Consider the following 17337-nt stretch of genomic DNA (forward strand, 5'->3'; position numbering starts at 1 on the left):
GCCAGTCCCAGCAAGAAACACTGCATTTTCCTGTGCATGGTTGCAAAAAAGCCCGGCTTGGCGCCGGGCTTTTCTGGATTTTTGACCCTCAGGCCACTTAAGCGGACTTCTTCTTGTCGTCGTTCTCGTCGATTTCCTCGAAATCGGCGTCGACCACATCGGAATCCTTGGCGGCATCCGCCTTGGCGTCGGCCTCGGCGGCCTCCTTCTGCGAAGCCTCGTACATGGCCTGGCCGAGCTTCATCGAAGCTTCGGTCAGCGCCTGGCTCTTGGCCTCGATCTCAGCGGCATCGTCGCCTTCGGCAGCCGTCTTCAGCGCGGCGATCGCGTCGGCGATCGCGGTGCGGTCGGCTTCGGAGACCTTGTCGCCATAGTCCTTCAGCGACTTCTCCGCCGAATGCGCCAGAGCCTCGGCCTGGTTGCGGGCCTCGACCAGTCCGCGGCGCTGCTTGTCGGCCTCGGCATTGGCCTCGGCGTCCTTCACCATCTTCTCGATGTCGGCGTCCGACAGGCCGCCAGACGCCTGGATGCGGATCTGGTGTTCCTTGCCGGTGCCCTTGTCCTTGGCCGAGACGTTGACGATGCCGTTGGCGTCGATGTCGAAGGTGACCTCGATCTGCGGCACGCCACGCGGAGCCGGCGGAATACCGACCAGGTCGAACTGGCCGAGCATCTTGTTGTCGGCCGCCATTTCGCGCTCGCCCTGGAAGACGCGGATGGTCACCGCGCTCTGCGAATCCTCGGCGGTCGAGAACACCTGGCTCTTCTTGGTCGGGATCGTGGTGTTGCGCTCGATCAGGCGGGTGAACACGCCACCCAGCGTCTCGATGCCCAGCGAAAGCGGGGTCACGTCGAGCAGCAGCACGTCCTTGACGTCGCCCTGCAGCACGCCTGCCTGGATGGCGGCGCCGAGTGCGACGACTTCGTCAGGATTCACGCCCTTGTGCGGCTCCTTGCCGAAGAACTGCTTCACCACTTCCTGGACCTTCGGCATGCGGGTCATGCCGCCGACCAGAACGACTTCGTCGATCTCGCCAGCCTTGAGGCCGGCATCCTTGAGCGCTGCCTTGCACGGCTCGATGGTGCGCTGGATGAGGTCATCGACCAGCGATTCGAACTTGGCGCGGGTGAGTTTCAGCGTCAGGTGCTTCGGGCCGGAAGCATCGGCGGTGATGAAAGGCAGGTTGATTTCGGTCTGCGCCGAGGACGACAGCTCGATCTTGGCCTTTTCGGCAGCTTCCTTGAGGCGCTGCAGGGCAAGCTTGTCGTTCTTCAGGTCGATGCCCTGTTCCTTCTTGAACTCGGCCGCCAGGTACTCGACCAGGCGCATGTCGAAGTCCTCGCCGCCCAGGAAGGTGTCGCCATTGGTCGACTTCACCTCGAAGACGCCGTCGCCGATTTCGAGAACCGAGATGTCGAAGGTGCCGCCGCCAAGGTCATAGACGGCAATGGTCTTGCCATCCTTCTTGTCGAGCCCGTAGGCGAGCGCGGCCGCGGTCGGCTCGTTGATGATGCGCAGCACTTCGAGGCCGGCGATCTTGCCGGCATCCTTGGTGGCCTGGCGCTGGGCGTCGTTGAAATAGGCCGGAACGGTGATGACCGCCTTCTCGACCTTCTCGCCGAGATAGGCTTCCGCCGTTTCCTTCATCTTCTGCAGGATCATGGCCGAGATCTGGGAGGGCGACTGCTTCTTGCCGCCGGCTTCCACCCAGGCATCGCCATTGTCGCCATTGACGATCTTGTAGGGGACGAGCTTCTTGTCCTTCTCCGTCACCGGATCGTCATAGCGGCGGCCGATGAGGCGCTTGACCGCGAAGACCGTGTTTTCAGGATTGGTGACCGCCTGGCGCTTGGCCGGCTGGCCGACGAGGCGTTCGCCGTCGCCGCTGAAGGCGACGATCGAAGGCGTGGTGCGCGCGCCTTCCGCGTTTTCAATGACCTTCGCGTCCTTGCCGTCCATGACAGCGACGCAGGAATTGGTCGTCCCGAGGTCGATACCGATTACTTTTGCCATCTAGTCTCTCCACTAAGCAGGCTTTCAAGGACCCTGTCAGGCGTTCCGGCGAAAGCCCCTGTTCACAGAAATTCCGCGCCAGGCTGCTTTTTCAAGGCGGCCCGCACGGTTGCGGCGTATATAAGAACAGGCCGCGCGGCACGCAAGCATTCTGCGCTTCCGCTTTTCCACTGCCAATCATCCTTTAGCTGCCCACCGATCACTTGTTGAAAATGGCCTGTCAAAAAGGCGTCCGGGGCGATGAGCCTGAACCCGCATCCGGACTCTGCAAGCCGGTTCCGCCGCTGTTTTGCACAGAAATCGTCCGAAAATGCCCCTGAACCACCATTCGGGCCGAGAGAAACGGACAAGGCGAATGGACTGCGTATGCCGGCTCGGCTAGGGTCCGCCCATCTCAGCGCATCTTGTTAGTCCACCTCGGAATGCCCATCCTGCCAGTCTCGCACCTGTTCGCCTTCGCCCGCAGAAGTCTCGTCGCCCTTGCCGCAGTGGCCTTCGTGGCCGGCTGTACGACCGCGACTCCGCCCGAGCAGGTGCTTTCGGTGCCGGCAAAGGAACAGAAATACGCAGCCATCGTCGTCGACGCCAGGACGGGCGCGCAGGTGTTCGAGGTCAATTCGACTTCGCTGCGTTATCCCGCGTCACTCACCAAGATGATGACGCTCTATCTCCTGTTCGAGGCGCTGGAGAGCGGCCGCATCGGCAAGGACACCCAGATCCCGGTCTCCGCCAACGCCGCCTCGCAGCCGCCGACCAAATTGCGGTTCCGGCCCGGCGAGACGATCGACGTCGATTCCGCCATCCGTGCGCTGGTTGTGAAGTCCGCCAATGACGTCGCCGTCGCGGTCGGGGAATATCTCAGCGGCTCCGAAGAGGGTTTCGCCGCCACGATGACGTCCAAGGCGCGCCAGATCGGCATGCGCTCGACAACTTTCCGCAATGCATCCGGCCTGCCCGACGATGGGCAGCAGACGACGGCACGCGACATGGCCGTGCTCGGCCTGGCGCTGAGAGCGCGCTTCCCGCAGCACTACCATTATTTCTCGGACACAGACTTCATGTTCCGGGGCAGGCTGATACGCGGCCACAACGAGATGCTCAAGAACGTGTATGGCGTCGACGGCATCAAGACCGGCTACATCCGCGCTTCCGGCTTCAACATCGTCACCTCCTACGACGCCGGCGGAAAACGCTTCGTGGTGGTTGTCATGGGCGCGGACACGGCGCGCCAGCGCAATGCCCATGCCGAGGCGCTGCTGCAGCGGGCGCTGAACCCCACCGGCTCCACGGCGCGTCTGCTCTACACGGCGGAGCAATAAGCCGGCCGCGGCGGATGTGAAGCCCGACGCGGGACACTCAGTTCGCCAGCCAGAGCGCCGACTTCGGCTTGAAGCCCACGGTGGTCGACCCGCCGGGCTCGAGCAATGAATCGCCAGAATGGAATGGCGCGTCGATCAGCACCATCGCGCCGCCGACCTGCACGCCATAGCGGACTGTGGCCCCCAGGAATTCGCGGTGAACGATCCTGCCCGGCAACGATACCGAATCCGCCGCATCAAGGCCGATCGTGGCGTATTGCGGACGCAGCACCAGCTTGGCGCCTTCGGGCACATCCACGCCCGCCGGGATCGGGATGGAGCCCGCGCCGGCCACTTCGAAACTGCGCGCGTTCCCTTCACCCCTGATCTTTCCCTCGAGGATGTTCGCCGTGCCAAGGAAATTGGCAACGAACAGATTTGCCGGCCTCTCGTAGAGGCCCATCGGCGTGCCGACCTGCTGGATGCGGCCTTCGTTGAACACGGCGATGCGATCGCACACGGTGTTTGCCTCTTCCTGGTCATGCGTGACGAAGATCGTCGTCAATTGCAGCCGCTGCTGGAGATCCCTGAGTTCGCGACGGACCTCGACACGCATCTTGGCGTCGAGATTGGAGAGGGGCTCATCGAGCAGAAGCACTTTGGGCTCGATCGCGATGGTACGGGCGAGCGCCACGCGCTGCTGCTGGCCACCCGAAAGTTGCGCGGGACGACGCTCCGCCAGGTGCTTGAGGCCAACCAGATCGAGTGCTGCGTTTACCCTGCGCTCGACTTCGGCTTTGCGCAGGCGCCGTTCTTCCAGGCCGAAGGCGACATTGTGCGCCACCGTCATATGCGGCCAAAGCGCGTAGGATTGGAACACCATGCCGATCTCGCGTTTCCAGGGCGGCATGTCGAGGACATCGTCCCCGCCGATCACCACCTTTCCCTGGCGGGCCTGGTTGAAACCGGCGATCAGCCTGAGCAATGTCGTCTTTCCGCATCCTGAGGGGCCGAGGAAGGCGAAGAACTCCCCGGGTTTGATCTCCAGGTTGATATCCTTCAGCACATGCTGCTGGCCGTAATAGAGATTGACGTCGCTGATGCTGATAGCCTTGGCGGCTCCCCGGGAGCGCGCTTCATTCCTGACTTCCACATTCATCGTTCACTCCCTGGAATTCTATTTGTTCATGCCGAGCGTCTTCTGACGGCGCTCGACCACGTAGTGGGACAGCAGCGTGCAAGCCGCGACCATGATGACGGCGATGACGCCGAGCGCCGCCCCCGGTCCGCGCCCCGCAGGTGATTGCATGAAGACGTAGAGGCCGTAGGCTATGGGCGCGTCGGAATTGCTCTGGATGAGCATCAGTGTTGCCGAAAGCTCGACGGCCGCGGTCGAGAAGGACGTGACGAAGCCCGCAAGCAGACCGCCGGTCATCAGCGGCAGGACAATGCGCCGGATGGTGCGCTGCTTGGTGGCGCCGAGGTTCTCCGCAGCCTCCTCGAGCGATTGCGAAACTTGCTGCAACGCCGCGTAGCAGGCCCGCAACGCATAGGGCAGTCGGCGGATGGCAAGCGCCATCACAACCATCACCCACAGTGTCGCAAGCGGGGTCCCGTCGGGCAAACTGATGCCGTAGAAAGTACGAAGATAGCCGATGCCGAGCACGACGCCCGGGATTGCCAGGGCCGCGGTCGCAGCCCAGTCGAGCCAATGCCGACCGATCACCTTGGTGCGCAGCACCAGATAGGCGATGGCGCCACCGACAATGACATCGATGAGACCGGCCAGGCTGGCGTAGATCAGCGTGTTCTTGATGTAGAGCGAACTCTCGCCGAAGACGCGGGTGTAGTGGGCGACGGTGAAACCATCGGGCAGAGGGCTGAAGGACCACACAGTGGCCAGCGACAACAGCAAAAGCCCGATATGCGGCGACAGCACCAGAAGCAGGATCAGGCCGACCACACCGTAAGCCAGGACTGCTTCGCCACGGCTGAGCGGGCGCTTGGACAGGCCACCGCCACCGCGCTGGACGGTCGAATAGTCCTTGCCGCGCATCGCCACCGCCGACAGCCACATGGCAAAGATCGAGACCACGATCAGGATGACCGAGATCACATAACCCATCGGGTCCGTGAGGCCGACCGACGTGACGCGCAGATAGGCCTGCGGCGCCAGCATGTCCTTGACGTTGAGCAGCAGCGGCGTGGCGAGGTCATCGAAAACCTTGACGAAAACCAGCGATGCTCCCGCGAGATAGCCGGGCATCGCCAGCGGGAAGACGATGCGGCGGAACAGGCGGAAACCCGAAGAACCCAGATTCTGGGCAGCTTCCTCCATCGATCGGTCGATATTTCTCAGGCTGGTCGAAAGGTTGATCAGGATGAAGGGGAAATAGTGCAGCGACTGCACGAAGATGACGCCGTTCAGCCCCTCCATGAAAGGAATGCGGAAACCGAACCAATCGTTGAGCAGGAGATTGACGGTGCCGTTGCGGCCAAACAGCAATTGCATGGCGACCGCACCGACGAAGGGCGGCATGATCAACGGAATGAACCCCAGCGTCTGGATCAGAAGCGAGCCACGGAACTCGAAGCGTGTGGTGAGCACCGCCAGGGGCAGGGCGATCAACGTACCCCAGACCACCGACATGGCCGACACATAGACCGAGTTGAAGAAGGATTGCTGGAACAGCTTGGTGCGGAAGAAGTCCAGGAAATTGACAATGGTCAGTGCGCCCGTGCCTTTCTCCGTGAAGGCCGTGTAGATCACGGTTCCCGCCGGGATCACCAGGAAGACGGCAAGGAACAGGGCGATCAAGGCGACCGCGGCGACCTGCCCGGGCTTGGCTGAGATACGGTTTATCGGGATTGCGGCAACGGATGCCATGGCGGACTCCGGATGAGTTCATCGTGCCCGGCTGTCAGCGTGCCGGGTACAGAAGCATGGATGATCGGAAATGGCCGCCTGCTTGCGCAGACGGCCTGCACGCCGGTTCGCTCAGTCGATGAGGCCCAGCGCGGCTTCCGCCTTGGTCTGTGCGGCAGCGTATTTCTCCGCGGCGAATGCCGCCCATTGCTGCTCGAGCTCGGCCTGGCGAGCGGTCTTCTGTTCGCCGCCGGTGAAGGCGTCCCGGATTTCCTGGCTTGCCGCCTGCTCAGCGGTGATCGGCATCGCCGCGATCAGCGAACGGGCCTCCTGGAGCAAACCGCGCGCTTCCGCATTGTCACTTTTGGCCAATGCTTCCTCGGTCGCGTGGATTGCCTTCGTCGCGCCCTTCAGCTTGTCGAGCTGGAACGAGATCAGCTGATCGAACAGGGTGTCGACGACATCGGTGCGCTTCTTCGAGACATCGGCGTCGAAGGTGATCATCGACTGGAAACGCTGATCCTTGAACGGGTTCGGGAAACCCTCGGGTGCCTTCTCATAAAGCGCAGGATTGATCGGCAAGCGGCGGATCGTCGGTTCGAGCAGGACGGTCTGGCCTTTTTCCGAAAGCAGGTAGTTGACGAAGGCCTCGGCTCCTTTCTGGTTCGGAGCATTGGCGACGATGCCGACATTGGCTGGAACCACCGTCGTCACCGACGGGTAGGCGAAACTGACCGGGAAGCCGCTGGCCTGCGCCGAGAAGGCAAAGAAATCGATGACGATACCGATGCCCGTCTGGCCCGAATTCACCGCATCCGGCACACCGAACGAGCGCTCGGTGACCTGCTGCAGATTGCCGCCGATGCCTTTGAGCGTACCCCAGCCCTTGTCCCAGCCTTCGCCCTGAAGGATCGTTTCGATGGTCAGGTGGGTGGTGCCGGAGCGGGAGGGCGCCGCGATCGCGACATGATCGTAGTATTGCGGCTTCGTCAGGTCGCCCCATTCGGCGGGCTTGGGGATTTCGTTGGCCTCGAGGTAGCGGTCGTTCGACATGATGCCGTAACCGGACGCCGCGAAGCCGAAGTAGAAGCCGTCGGGATCATTGACCGGGTAGGAGCCGACTTTCTCGGGCAGGCCGGTGACGGACGGCTTGAATTTGGTCAACAGCTTTCGGCTCTTCAGGCTGTCGAAAGCATCGGGCGCGGAGGCCCAGAACAGGTCGGTCTGGTTGTTGCCCTTGGTCTCGTCGACATATTTGACGCCGGAACTGGTGCTCTTGTTCTGGACGTCCAGCGTGTACCCTGGATTGGCCGCCTCGAAGCCGGCCTTGAATGGGTCGGTCACATCCTTGGAGAAGGATGTGACGATGGTCACCTTGCCGCCTTCTTCAGCGTGAGCGGCAACGATGGCGGCAGCCGAAATCAGCATCGCCGCGGCAATGGTCTTCAACATGAGATAGCTCCTCCCAATCACCGCCAGGCTTCGGCGGTCGCCAAAGACGGAGCAAGCCGCGTGCCAATCGCGGAAATCCCGCGATTCCGGCTCTCTTCAGCGGAGATTGGGTAAAAACGGTAACATTGCCGCGCTGCGGCATGGGTAATTCAGGTAACGTCACCGTCCTCCGCGCGCGCGGCTATGCCGTGCTTGCGCATCTTGAGGTAGAGCGTCTTGCGTGAAATGCCGAGCTGGTCGGCGGTGGCTCCGACGCGTCCCTCCTGGGCGGACAGGCTGTCGAGGATGATGGTGCGTTCCACGCGATCCATCTGCTCTTCCAGCGTCAACGATCCATCGAAATTCCTGCCCTCCCCGACATCCTCCAGGCCGAGAACGAAGCGTTCGGCGACATTGCGCAATTCGCGCACATTGCCTGGCCATGGCCTGCGGTCGAGATCTGCCAGGAAGGCAGTATCCACCTTGGGCGGAGTTCGTCCCTGGCGTTTTGCGGCGAGCGCCAGGAAATGCCGGAACAACAGGCCGACATCGCCCTTGCGGACACTGAGCGGGGGCAACTCTATCCGCGCGATATCGAGCCGATAGGCCAGGTCCTCGCGAAACTGCCCTTGCTTGGCCAATTGATGCAGGTCGGCTTTCGTGGCCGCCACCACCTGCAGATCGACGGACCGTTCCGTGTTCGAGCCGAGCCGTTCGATGACACGTTCCTGCAGGACACGCAGCAGGCGGACCTGAGCGGCCGTCGGCATGGATTCGATCTCATCGAGGAACAGCGTGCCGCCATCGGCGTGCTCGATCTTGCCGACGCGTTTTTCGCGCGCGCCCGTGAAGGCGCCGGCCTCGTGACCGAAGAGTTCGGATTCCAGCATGGTTTCCGGGATGGCGCCGCAATTCACGGCGACGAAATTGCCCTTGCGATCGCCGAAGTCGTGCAGGGCGCGGGCCACGACCTCCTTGCCGGTCCCGGTCTCGCCTATGACGAGGATATCGGTGGCAACGCCGGCGATGCGCTTCAACTTCTCGCGCAGCGCCACGACCGGTGCCGAATGGCCGATAAGGCGCGTTTCCCAACCGTCGGTGTCAGCCGTCAGACGCAGTTGCCGGTTCTCCAACAGAAGTTGCCGGTGCGCGCGCGCTTTCCTGATCGTCTCGATGAGATACAGCGGATCGGCCGGCTTTTCGATGAAATCCCAGGCGCCTTCACGCATGGCCCGCAAAGCCATCGGGACGTCGCCATGACCGGTTACCAGCACGATCGGGATATCGGGATCGATGCCACGCACCGCGGCGATCAGGTCAAAGCCGTCATGCCTGGGCATACGCACATCCGAGACGATGACGGCCCCGGTATCGGCCCTGAGGTCAGCGATGGCTGCGGCGACGGAGCCATGCGCGGCGACTTCGAGGCCTTCGAGTTCCAGCACCTCGCGGTAACCGTCGAGCACGCTGGCGTCGTCATCGACGAGGATGACATCGGTCATCTTTCGGGTCCTTTCAGCAGGATCTGAAAACGAGTGCCGTCCGGCCCGCTCTCAAGCACCGTGATGTCGGCGCCGAAGTCCTTGATGATGTTGTAGGAGATGGAAAGCCCGAGACCGAGGCCCGACCCTGCCGGCTTGGTGGTGAAGAACGGATCGAACACCGCCTGCAGATCCCCTGCGGCGATGCCGGGCCCGGTGTCTGCGATGACCAGGCTCGCGCCATCGGCGCTCGGCCTGGTGGTTACCGTCACGCGGCGCCGTGCCGTTTCTTTCACGGCATCGAGCGCATTGGCCACGAGATTGACGACAACCTGCTCCAGCCTGATCGGCTCGGCCATCACCAGCATCGGTCCTTCGGCGAGATCCATCTGGAGCTCCGCCTGTTCCTCGTCGAAACGGTGCTCGAGCAGACTGACGGCGTCACCAACCGCAGTGTTGAGATCGACCGGCCGCAATTGGGCATCCGGGCGCCGGGCGAAGCGGCGGATGTGGCTGATCTGGTCAGCCATGCGCGCCGTGAGCGCCCTGATCTTCTCCAGGTTGACCAACGCCTGCTCACTGTTGCCACGATTGATGAGTGTGGAGCCGCTATGGATCTGGGCGCGGATCGCCGCCAGCGGCTGGTTGAGTTCGTGACCGATCCCCGCCGCCATCTGGCCAAGGGCCGCCAGCTTGGCAGATTGGATCAGTTCGTCCCGGGTCTGGCGAAACAGGGCCAGCGCATGCGCAAGATCGCCGAGCTCATCCGGTTCGGCAGGTGGAAGCTGGACCGAATGCCGCCCTTCGCCGATGCTGCCCGCGGCCGCCGCCAGCAGGCGGATACGCGACAGCACATTGCGGTGCACGTAGAAGTAGCCGATCGCGATTGCCAGGACGATCGACGACAACGCGATCGCGGCCAGCATCTTGCGGCCGGTATCGATGGCCTGCGCGGCGCGCAGGCTGGCGGCATTGGCGTTTGCTTCGATGGCCGTGACCTCGGCTTCGATGTTGCGACCCAGGGTCTCCACCAGACGTGCGTTTTCCTGCGCCAAACCGCTCAGCTGGGCGGCCTGCGACATCTCGGAATTCTTGCGGTTCGGAATTCCGGTGCGCACATCCGCCTGCTCGAGTATGCGCCGGGCAAGCTGCCGCAGCGTGATGCTGTCGGGCCATCCCGAAAGCATATCCAGCCGCGTGGCCAGCTCGTCGACGCTGTCGCCGAGGAAGGCGTTGGTCTCCTGGATCTCCGCAACGGTGGTCGCGTTGACCAGCCGGCCGATCAGACCTGTGGCGAGGTTCGCCTGGGCAATCGCGGTCAGAAGCGCCTCGCTCTTGCGCTGCTCGGCGAGTGCATTCGACCCGCCCAACTTTCGTGCCTCGGCCTCGATGTTGAACCGGATGTCATCGACGAGCGGATCGGCTTCCTCGATCAGATCCGCCTGCAGCCATCGCAGTTCGTCGATGTCGGAACGCATCGCCTCCAGGAGCGTGAAACGCTTGCCGGCCGCGATATCGATCCGGCTCAGGTTCTCGCCGATGGCGCGGGCGACCGGACCGATCTGGGCAACGTCACGCACGGCATCGGGCTGGGCGAGCAGATCCTGCAAAACCTTCAGGCGTTCGCCATAGACGCCGCGCATTTCGTCATATTCGGCGCGCGTAGCGGCGCCGGTCAGCACCGCTGTCGCGGAGCCGATATCCGCCCCCGCCTTGGACAGGCGCGAGGCGAAAGCGAGACGCGGCATCTGGGCCTCGGCAATTGCGGAAAGCTCCCCGGAAAGCCTGGCATAGGAAAGCCAGCCGACGACGCAGGCACCAACCGCCAGCCCGACAATGGTCACGAAGGCTGCGAACAGCCGTGTGCCGATGCCAAAACGCCAGCGGCGCGGCATGCCATGCGCCGGGACCGTATGCGTTACTGCCGCCATCGAGCCCCCTGCTCGCCGGAAATCTCGGCGATCAGGGCCTCCGCGTCGGCGAGCTTGCGCTCAATATTGCCGCGCAAGCGGGCGGCGAACTCGACCTGCAACGGCGACCACGCGATGCGCCGGGGCCACTCGGCCTTCAAGGCGCTATCGAGCCGACCCGCTTCTGCTTCCGAGATCGGTGGTGCCTCGAGATCGTGCCGCGCGCGTGACAGCAGGCTCTGGGTCTTTGGTGACGCGATGTCCATCGCCTCGAATTCGGCAAGGCGTTTCCACAGACGCGCCAGGACCGCGCGGCGGCGGACGATATAGTCGTCGAACATGAGATTGACGAGGCCGTATCGTTCGGCCGACAGGCCCGCGTCAAAGGTTGTGTCCTTGAGCAACCCGGCATCGTTACCGGGCAGCAGGTCGCGATTGAGCGACGGAATGACCGGAATGCGCCCGACAGCCGGCGTAAGCAGGATGCGCTGGCCCTCTTCCGACAAAATGAACTCGATGAAGCGTTCCGCGGCATCGACATTTCGGGCACGCGACAGAATGCCGATGCTGGCAGGCACGAAGACCGTATCCGACGGCATGACAAAAACCGCGTCATTGGCGCCGATGCTGGGCGTTCGGGCGAGAAAGTCGATCGTGATGCCGATGCCGAACCGGCGTTGCGCCACGCCGGAAGCAACGCCGAAGCTGCGCGCGGTGACCGTGGAGAGATTGCCGCCAAGGTTCGAAAGCATCGCCCAGCCCTTTTCCCATCCGTAGGTCTGCAGCAGCGCTTCCACCATCAGATGCGTAGTGCCGGAACGCGACGGCGTCGTGATGCCGATGTGACCGGAATAGGCGGGCTCCAGCAGCTGTTGCCATTCGCGCGGGGGTGCCAGTCCATACTGTGCCAGGTAGGCTCCATTGTAGACGATGCCGTATCCCGACAGGGCAAAACCGAGATAATAGCCGTCCGGGTCATTCAAAGGGTAGCCAAGCACCTTTTCGGGCGCACCCGTGGAACGGGGATGGACTTTTCTTAAGCTACCGTGCCGCTTGAGCAGCTCGAACGCATCGGCCGCGGACGCCCAGAACATGTCCGCCGGCTGCTCCTTCTTTTCGATGACGAACCGGCTGGCGCTTGCAGTGTTCCGCTGGATTATCGAGATGCTTACGTCGCGATTTTTCTGTTCGAACGCCTTCTGGAACGGCTCGAAAAATGCGGGAGGGTAGGATGTCACGATCGTGAGCTTGCTCGGCTCCTCGGCCTGCGCGCCGACGGTGAACCGCAGCAGTATGAGAAAAAATCCCAGCAGTCGAAACGATCGCAATACCGAACAGTGCAACTGCCGTCCTCGACCCGAGTTTCACTTCCCTGCGGTTTTCGCAAAGGCCTCGGGTTTGTTTTGGCCCTATGCGACCTGTTTTTCCAGTCTGTTTTTCGTAGTGGCTCGGCCCTTTCGGATGTCGGCAGGTGTCTTCATGCGGCGGAGCGGCCAGCCTCCCGCGAATAAGAAAGCCGGTCGCCGGAGATGAACGGCGACCGGTGCTGCCATTGCGGGACTTCGCCTCATCGATGCTTTCGCGTCGCGATACCGGCGGCGAAGATGCCGAGAAGCGTGAGCAGCGCGATGCCGAAGCTGACATAGCGCGCGGCATCGACGACCGAATCTCCGCCCGCCGCCATCAGCGTGCCGGCGAGTGCCGAGGTGATCGAGAAGGCGATGAGCTGCGTGATGGTGATCGCAGCAGCCGCCTTGCCGCCTTCGGCGGGATCGGTGGTGCTGCTCATGGCGGCAACGCCGAGCAGCGGCCAGGCAAGGCCGATGCCGATGCCGGCCAGCGCAAGGACCGCCGCCCAGATGGCGGCCGTCGTCAGGTCGGCCCCTTCCGCCTGCAGCAGGCCGTATGCGATCAGCCCTGCCGTCAAAAGCAGCGGACCGAACCGGATGGCGCGACGGCGTGCCGTTTCGGACGAGACCGAGACGATGAAAAGCTGGGCGATGACCCAGGCCAGCGAGAGCACCGCGCCGAGCAGTCCGGCGACCACCGGGCTCAATCCGGCAAGCTGCTGGCCGAAGAACGGGATGAAGTTCTCCACCATCACGCCGGCACTGAGCGCCGCGACGGTGAGATAGACCCATTTCAGCGTGTTGCCACGACGATAGGTCAGGCGCGGCAGCAGCGTGTTGTGCGAGCGTCGCTCGACCACGACGAACAGGAAGAGCAGGACAAGGCCGAGCGCGATCGTCGCGAAGGTCGGCAAACCGATCGGCACGATGGCGCTGAGGCTGATGGCGACGATGGCCAGGATCAAGGGAATGAGCGAGGCGACGGGCACGGGCGCATGCTGGCCGGAGCCCGCTTTGCCGGCGAACGAGCGTTGCGCGACGATCGCAAACAGCAGCGCGAACACCGCCAGCGCGCCATAGGACCAGCGCCAGAGCCCGAACTCTGCGAAGACGCCACCAAGCACCGGACCGACCAGGGTGCCCACGCCCCACATGGCCGAGACGACGCCGGTCGCCCGCGCCCAGTGCCGATCCGGCAGCGCCGCGCGGATGACCGCATAACCGAGCCCCGCCAGCAGGCCGCCACCCAGACCCTGCATGACCCGCGCGACGAGCAGCAGCTCCATCGTCGGGCTTGCAGCGTTGGCTGCACCGCCGACGGCAAAGATGACGAAGGCGATCACATAGGCCAGTGCCGGGCCCTTGCTGTCGAGAATGCGGCTGACGAAAAGCGAGGCAATGATGGCGGCGATGACAAAGGTCGTCGTCACCCAGGCATAATACTGCTGCCCACCGATATCGGCGACGATAGAAGGCATGAGTGCGGCGGTGAAGTAGATGTTCATCGCGTAAAGCAGAACGCCGCTGGCCATCACCAGCACGATGGCTAGATGCCTGCCGGATAGAAGGTCGGACCAGCTGTCCGTCTGCCCTACGGACGTATCAAAGGGTTCGGCCGAACCGGCCGATGCAACGGGATCATTCATGGACAATGTCTCCTGGAAATCTGCGGCTCAGCGCCGTCGGAATGGAAGCCTTCTCTTCATTCACACCTCGTGAAAAAGGCTGGCGTCGCCTCGTCAGGAACTGGACGCGGCAGCTTTTCCATAATAGATTGAGCGATCACTCTATTTATCATCGCGACGACGTCAAGATATAATAGAGCGATCGTTCTAAGATTTTTCGGGGAGCCGATGGCACGCAAGCTCGTTCACGAACAGCATGAAGGGAAACGGCAGGAAATCCTGGCGGCGGCGCATCGCTGCTTCCTGCGCTACGGGCTGCAGGGCGCGTCGATCTCGATGATCTGCAAGGAGGCGGGGATGAGCCCCGGCCATCTCTATCACTATTTTCCAAGCAAGGAGGCCATCGTCGAGGCGATGGCCAACGACTACCTGGCCCAACTCCATGGCCATTTCAACGGCCACGAGGGCGGCGCAAGCACGGCGACCGTGCTGCTCTCGGAACTCTGGAGCATGAAGGACTGGGATGCTCTTTCCGAGTGCCGCATCCTGTTCGAGCTGCTGGCCGAAGCAGGCCGCAACGAGAAAATCCACGCGATCCTGAAGGAGAACACCGACGGCATCCGCGCGCTTCTGACAAAGACCCTCGAGGCGGGACAGGCACGCGGCGAGGTCGATCCCGGCCTCGATCCGGGACATACGAGCGCCATGCTGGTGGCGATCCTCGACGCCGCGCCCATGCTGCCGCTTATGGCCTCCGACATCGACTTCGAGCAAAGCCGCACGCTTATCACCACGATGGTGGCGAGGTTTCTGAAACCGCCGAAATGAGCAGAAGTAGTGAGTAGTGAATGAAACTCTCGCTACTCACTAACGCCTATGCGCGTTGCCGCCTTTGCCTTCCTCATTGGGCGCCAGGCCGTAGCTCATGCGGCGCATCTGTTCGATGACGCGTTCCATCTCGTCCTCGGGCAGGATCGGCGGCTCGCCGAGCAGGAGCGCCTGGATATACATGTGCGACAGCGTCTCCACCTCGATCGCCAGCCACAGCGCCGCGTCCAGTGTCTTGCCGAGCGAGATCTGCCCGTGCTGCCCGAGCAGACAGGCGAGGCGATCCTCGAGCGCAACCAGCGCATGGTCGGACAGCGCCTGCGTGCCGAAGGTGGCATATTTTGCGCAGCGTATGGTCGAGCCGCCGGCAACGCCGGTCATGTAGTGGAAGGCCGGGATCGTCTTGTGATGGCAGGCCAGAGTGGTGGCATGCACCGAATGACAATGCAGCACGACATTGATGTCCTGGCGGTGGGTGAGGATATCGCGATGGAAACGCCATTCCGAGGACGGCATGCGGCCGACATAACCGCCGTCGAAATCCATCGACACGATGTCGTCGGCCTCCATGGTTTCGTAGGGCAGACCGGACGGGGTGATCAGGAACCCGTCGCCTGAGCGCACCGAGAGATTGCCCGCCGTGCCCTGGTTGATGCCGCTGGAATTCATGCGACGGCAGATCGACACCATCTCCTTGCGCAGCGTCTTGTCGCTCATTGTCTACTCCAGATGAAAAACCTGCTGCAGCGGCACCACCAGCGGCTCGTTGCGGTCGGTGACCTGCATGATGTCGGCCATGAAGTCCCACCAGCGGCGGTTGACCTCGGTCTGCGGCAGCGCGTCCATGTCGTGATTGTCGGCCCGCACCAGCGTCGCGAAGAGATGGTTGGTCTCGGGATCCAGCCAGATCGAGTAGTCGGAGATGCCGGCCTTGCGCAGCGCCTGTTGCAATTCCGGCCAGATCGCGTCGTGCCGCTTCCTGTACTCGGCCGCCTGGCCGGGATTGAGCACCATTCGAAAGGCGATGCGTTCGGGCATAGCGACCTCTCCGCTCAGACGATACCGCCGCCGGCGGCGGATACGGCCGGCCGCTCCGCCGCGACCTTCGCCCGATAGCCACTGGCGCGGTAGGCCGAAACAGGATCGATGGCGCCGCCCCGGTTCAGGCGCGCCATGGCCAGGATCGGCTCGACATCGGTGCGGTAGGCAACCTTCAGCGTCTGCGTCGCCATCAGCGCATCGTTCGCTTCCTGGAAACCTTCCAGCGCCTTGCGGTCGACCAACAGTGCCGCCGCATAAGCACGCTGCACCTCGATCGCCGACAGCATCAGGCTCTCGATCGGATCGGTGACGTTGTGGCTCTGGTCGAGCATATGTGCCGGCTGGAAATCCTTGGCACCGGCAAGCTCGGCGTCGACCAGTTCGTTGAAGACGAGGAACAGCCGGTAGGGATCAATCGAGCCGGCATCGAGGTCGTCGTCGCCATATTTGGAATCGTTGAAGTGGAAGCCGCCCAGTTTGCCGAACTGGGTCAGCCGGGAGACGATCATCTCGATGTTCACATTGGGCGCATGGTGGCCGAGATCGACAAGGCAATAGGCTTTGTCGCCGAGTTCCCGGGCGATGATGTAGTTGGTGCCCCAGTCCTGCACGACGGTGGAATAGAAGGCAGGCTCATACATCTTGTGCTCGGTGAACAGGCGCCAGTCCTGCGGCAGCTCGGCATAGATTTGCTTCATGGCATCGAGATAGCGTTCGAAGGCGCGGGCGAAATTGACCTGGCCGGGGAAGTTCGAACCGTCGCCGATCCACACCGTCAGCGCCTTGGAACCGATGGTCCTGCCGATCTCGATGCATTCGAGATTGTGCTCGACGGCCTGACGGCGCGCGCCAGCATCGGCATGCGACAGCGAGCCGAACTTGTAGGAGAGCTTCTGGTCGATCGCATCGGAGAAGGTGTTGGAATTCATCGCGTCGAAGCCGAGACCGAAACGCGAGGCCGCCTGCTTGAGGCGGTTCGGATCGGCCTTGTCCCAGGGGATGTGCAACGAGACCGTCGGCGTCGCCCGCGTCAATTGGCTGATCACGGCGCAGTCCTCGATCTTGTCGAAGACATCGCGCGGCTCGCCGGGTCCTGGGAAACGGGCAAAGCGCGTGCCGCCGGTCCCGACACCCCAGGACGGGATCGCCACGCCGAAGGCCTCGACTTTCTTCAGGATCGCATCGATGGCGATGCCGCGCCGGTCGAGCTGTTCGCCGAGGACCGCATAGTCTGCGTCGAGCGCTTTCCTGCGCGCGGCGTTACCCTGTTCGACGACATCCCCCGCGATCACCGTTTCCATCTCGTCTTCCTCCTCCTCACCTCAGCGTGCGCATTTTTTTGCGCGATCGTCGGCGCTGCCCCTCATCGCCCTGCCGGGCACTTCTCCCCGTAAACGGGGAGAAGGAGGCTGGCCGCAGCGACGGTGCTCGTCCTGCAACGCAGGCAATTGGCGAAACCCTCGGTGGAAGCGTCCCTCTCCCCGTTCACGGGGA

The 17337-nt window shown here is 63.0% G+C and carries 13 protein-coding genes; 2 read left to right on the forward strand and 11 right to left on the reverse strand.

What is annotated here, in order from left to right:
* Nucleotides 1-97: 97 nt before the first annotated feature.
* Complete coding sequence (dnaK, locus tag ACFWXH_RS14320) at nucleotides 98-2014, reverse strand: molecular chaperone DnaK (RefSeq protein ID WP_054312322.1); 1917 nt, start codon at nucleotides 2012-2014, stop codon at nucleotides 98-100.
* 422 nt (nucleotides 2015-2436) lie between these two features.
* Here dnaK and ACFWXH_RS14325 point away from each other — a divergent pair, with 422 nt between their 5' ends.
* On the forward strand, nucleotides 2437-3333 hold the full coding sequence (locus ACFWXH_RS14325) for a D-alanyl-D-alanine carboxypeptidase family protein (RefSeq protein WP_054312323.1): 897 nt from the start codon (nucleotides 2437-2439) through the stop codon (nucleotides 3331-3333).
* Nucleotides 3334-3370: 37 nt separating this feature from the next.
* Here the strand turns inward: ACFWXH_RS14325 and ACFWXH_RS14330 are convergent, their stop codons facing one another.
* The 7 genes from ACFWXH_RS14330 to ACFWXH_RS14360 form a co-directional block, all read right to left on the reverse strand.
* Nucleotides 3371-4471 carry an ABC transporter ATP-binding protein gene (locus tag ACFWXH_RS14330; protein ID WP_379121264.1) on the reverse strand — a complete coding sequence of 367 codons (1101 nt, stop codon included), beginning with the start codon at nucleotides 4469-4471 and terminating at the stop codon, nucleotides 3371-3373.
* Nucleotides 4472-4489: 18 nt separating this feature from the next.
* Nucleotides 4490-6199, reverse strand: coding sequence for an ABC transporter permease (locus tag ACFWXH_RS14335; protein WP_379121266.1), 1710 nt, complete (start codon nucleotides 6197-6199; stop codon nucleotides 4490-4492).
* 111 nt (nucleotides 6200-6310) lie between these two features.
* Nucleotides 6311-7630, reverse strand: coding sequence for an ABC transporter substrate-binding protein (locus ACFWXH_RS14340; RefSeq protein WP_379121268.1), 1320 nt, complete (start codon nucleotides 7628-7630; stop codon nucleotides 6311-6313).
* Nucleotides 7631-7779: 149 nt separating this feature from the next.
* A complete protein-coding gene (locus ACFWXH_RS14345) occupies nucleotides 7780-9111 on the reverse strand; it encodes a sigma-54-dependent transcriptional regulator (protein WP_379121270.1) in 1332 nt (443 codons plus the stop codon).
* Nucleotides 9108-11021, reverse strand: coding sequence for an ATP-binding protein (locus ACFWXH_RS14350; RefSeq protein WP_379121272.1), 1914 nt, complete (start codon nucleotides 11019-11021; stop codon nucleotides 9108-9110). Before ACFWXH_RS14350 ends, ACFWXH_RS14345 begins: the two co-directional genes overlap by 4 nt.
* Nucleotides 11009-12238, reverse strand: coding sequence for an ABC transporter substrate-binding protein (locus ACFWXH_RS14355; protein ID WP_379121274.1), 1230 nt, complete (start codon nucleotides 12236-12238; stop codon nucleotides 11009-11011). Before ACFWXH_RS14355 ends, ACFWXH_RS14350 begins: the two co-directional genes overlap by 13 nt.
* A 329-nt stretch (nucleotides 12239-12567) precedes the next feature.
* A complete protein-coding gene (locus ACFWXH_RS14360; RefSeq protein WP_379121276.1) occupies nucleotides 12568-13995 on the reverse strand; it encodes an MFS transporter in 1428 nt (475 codons plus the stop codon).
* Nucleotides 13996-14202: 207 nt separating this feature from the next.
* On the opposite strand from ACFWXH_RS14360, the gene ACFWXH_RS14365 reads away from it, so the two are divergent.
* A complete protein-coding gene (locus tag ACFWXH_RS14365) occupies nucleotides 14203-14802 on the forward strand; it encodes a TetR/AcrR family transcriptional regulator (protein ID WP_379121279.1) in 600 nt (199 codons plus the stop codon).
* Nucleotides 14803-14841: 39 nt separating this feature from the next.
* Here ACFWXH_RS14365 and ACFWXH_RS14370 read toward each other — a convergent pair whose 3' ends face one another.
* The 3 genes from ACFWXH_RS14370 to rhaI are packed head-to-tail and all read right to left on the reverse strand — an operon-like array spanning nucleotide 14842 to nucleotide 17144.
* Nucleotides 14842-15519 carry a class II aldolase/adducin family protein gene (locus tag ACFWXH_RS14370; RefSeq protein ID WP_379121281.1) on the reverse strand — a complete coding sequence of 226 codons (678 nt, stop codon included), beginning with the start codon at nucleotides 15517-15519 and terminating at the stop codon, nucleotides 14842-14844.
* A 3-nt stretch (nucleotides 15520-15522) separates the two neighbouring features.
* Nucleotides 15523-15840 carry an L-rhamnose mutarotase gene (gene rhaM, locus ACFWXH_RS14375; protein WP_379121284.1) on the reverse strand — a complete coding sequence of 106 codons (318 nt, stop codon included), beginning with the start codon at nucleotides 15838-15840 and terminating at the stop codon, nucleotides 15523-15525.
* Between the two features lie 14 nt (nucleotides 15841-15854).
* On the reverse strand, nucleotides 15855-17144 hold the full coding sequence (rhaI, locus tag ACFWXH_RS14380; protein WP_379121287.1) for an L-rhamnose catabolism isomerase: 1290 nt from the start codon (nucleotides 17142-17144) through the stop codon (nucleotides 15855-15857).
* Nucleotides 17145-17337 lie beyond the last annotated feature (193 nt).

It is taken from the genome of Mesorhizobium sp. NPDC059054 (assembly GCF_042739215.1).
Classification (GTDB): Bacteria; Pseudomonadota; Alphaproteobacteria; order Rhizobiales; family Rhizobiaceae; genus Mesorhizobium.

What these genes read in the sequence shown, in the direction of transcription:
- dnaK (WP_054312322.1), bottom strand. Translation starts at nt 2,014, where the DNA reads ATGGCAAAAGTAATCGGTATCGACCTCGGGACGACCAATTCCTGCGTC.
- ACFWXH_RS14325 (WP_054312323.1), top strand. Translation starts at nt 2,437, where the DNA reads ATGCCCATCCTGCCAGTCTCGCACCTGTTCGCCTTCGCCCGCAGAAGT.
- ACFWXH_RS14330 (WP_379121264.1), bottom strand. Translation starts at nt 4,471, where the DNA reads ATGAATGTGGAAGTCAGGAATGAAGCGCGCTCCCGGGGAGCCGCCAAG.
- ACFWXH_RS14335 (WP_379121266.1), bottom strand. Translation starts at nt 6,199, where the DNA reads ATGGCATCCGTTGCCGCAATCCCGATAAACCGTATCTCAGCCAAGCCC.
- ACFWXH_RS14340 (WP_379121268.1), bottom strand. Translation starts at nt 7,630, where the DNA reads ATGTTGAAGACCATTGCCGCGGCGATGCTGATTTCGGCTGCCGCCATC.
- ACFWXH_RS14345 (WP_379121270.1), bottom strand. Translation starts at nt 9,111, where the DNA reads ATGACCGATGTCATCCTCGTCGATGACGACGCCAGCGTGCTCGACGGT.
- ACFWXH_RS14350 (WP_379121272.1), bottom strand. Translation starts at nt 11,021, where the DNA reads ATGGCGGCAGTAACGCATACGGTCCCGGCGCATGGCATGCCGCGCCGC.
- ACFWXH_RS14360 (WP_379121276.1), bottom strand. Translation starts at nt 13,995, where the DNA reads ATGAATGATCCCGTTGCATCGGCCGGTTCGGCCGAACCCTTTGATACG.
- ACFWXH_RS14365 (WP_379121279.1), top strand. Translation starts at nt 14,203, where the DNA reads ATGGCACGCAAGCTCGTTCACGAACAGCATGAAGGGAAACGGCAGGAA.
- ACFWXH_RS14370 (WP_379121281.1), bottom strand. Translation starts at nt 15,519, where the DNA reads ATGAGCGACAAGACGCTGCGCAAGGAGATGGTGTCGATCTGCCGTCGC.
- rhaM (WP_379121284.1), bottom strand. Translation starts at nt 15,840, where the DNA reads ATGCCCGAACGCATCGCCTTTCGAATGGTGCTCAATCCCGGCCAGGCG.
- rhaI (WP_379121287.1), bottom strand. Translation starts at nt 17,144, where the DNA reads ATGGAAACGGTGATCGCGGGGGATGTCGTCGAACAGGGTAACGCCGCG.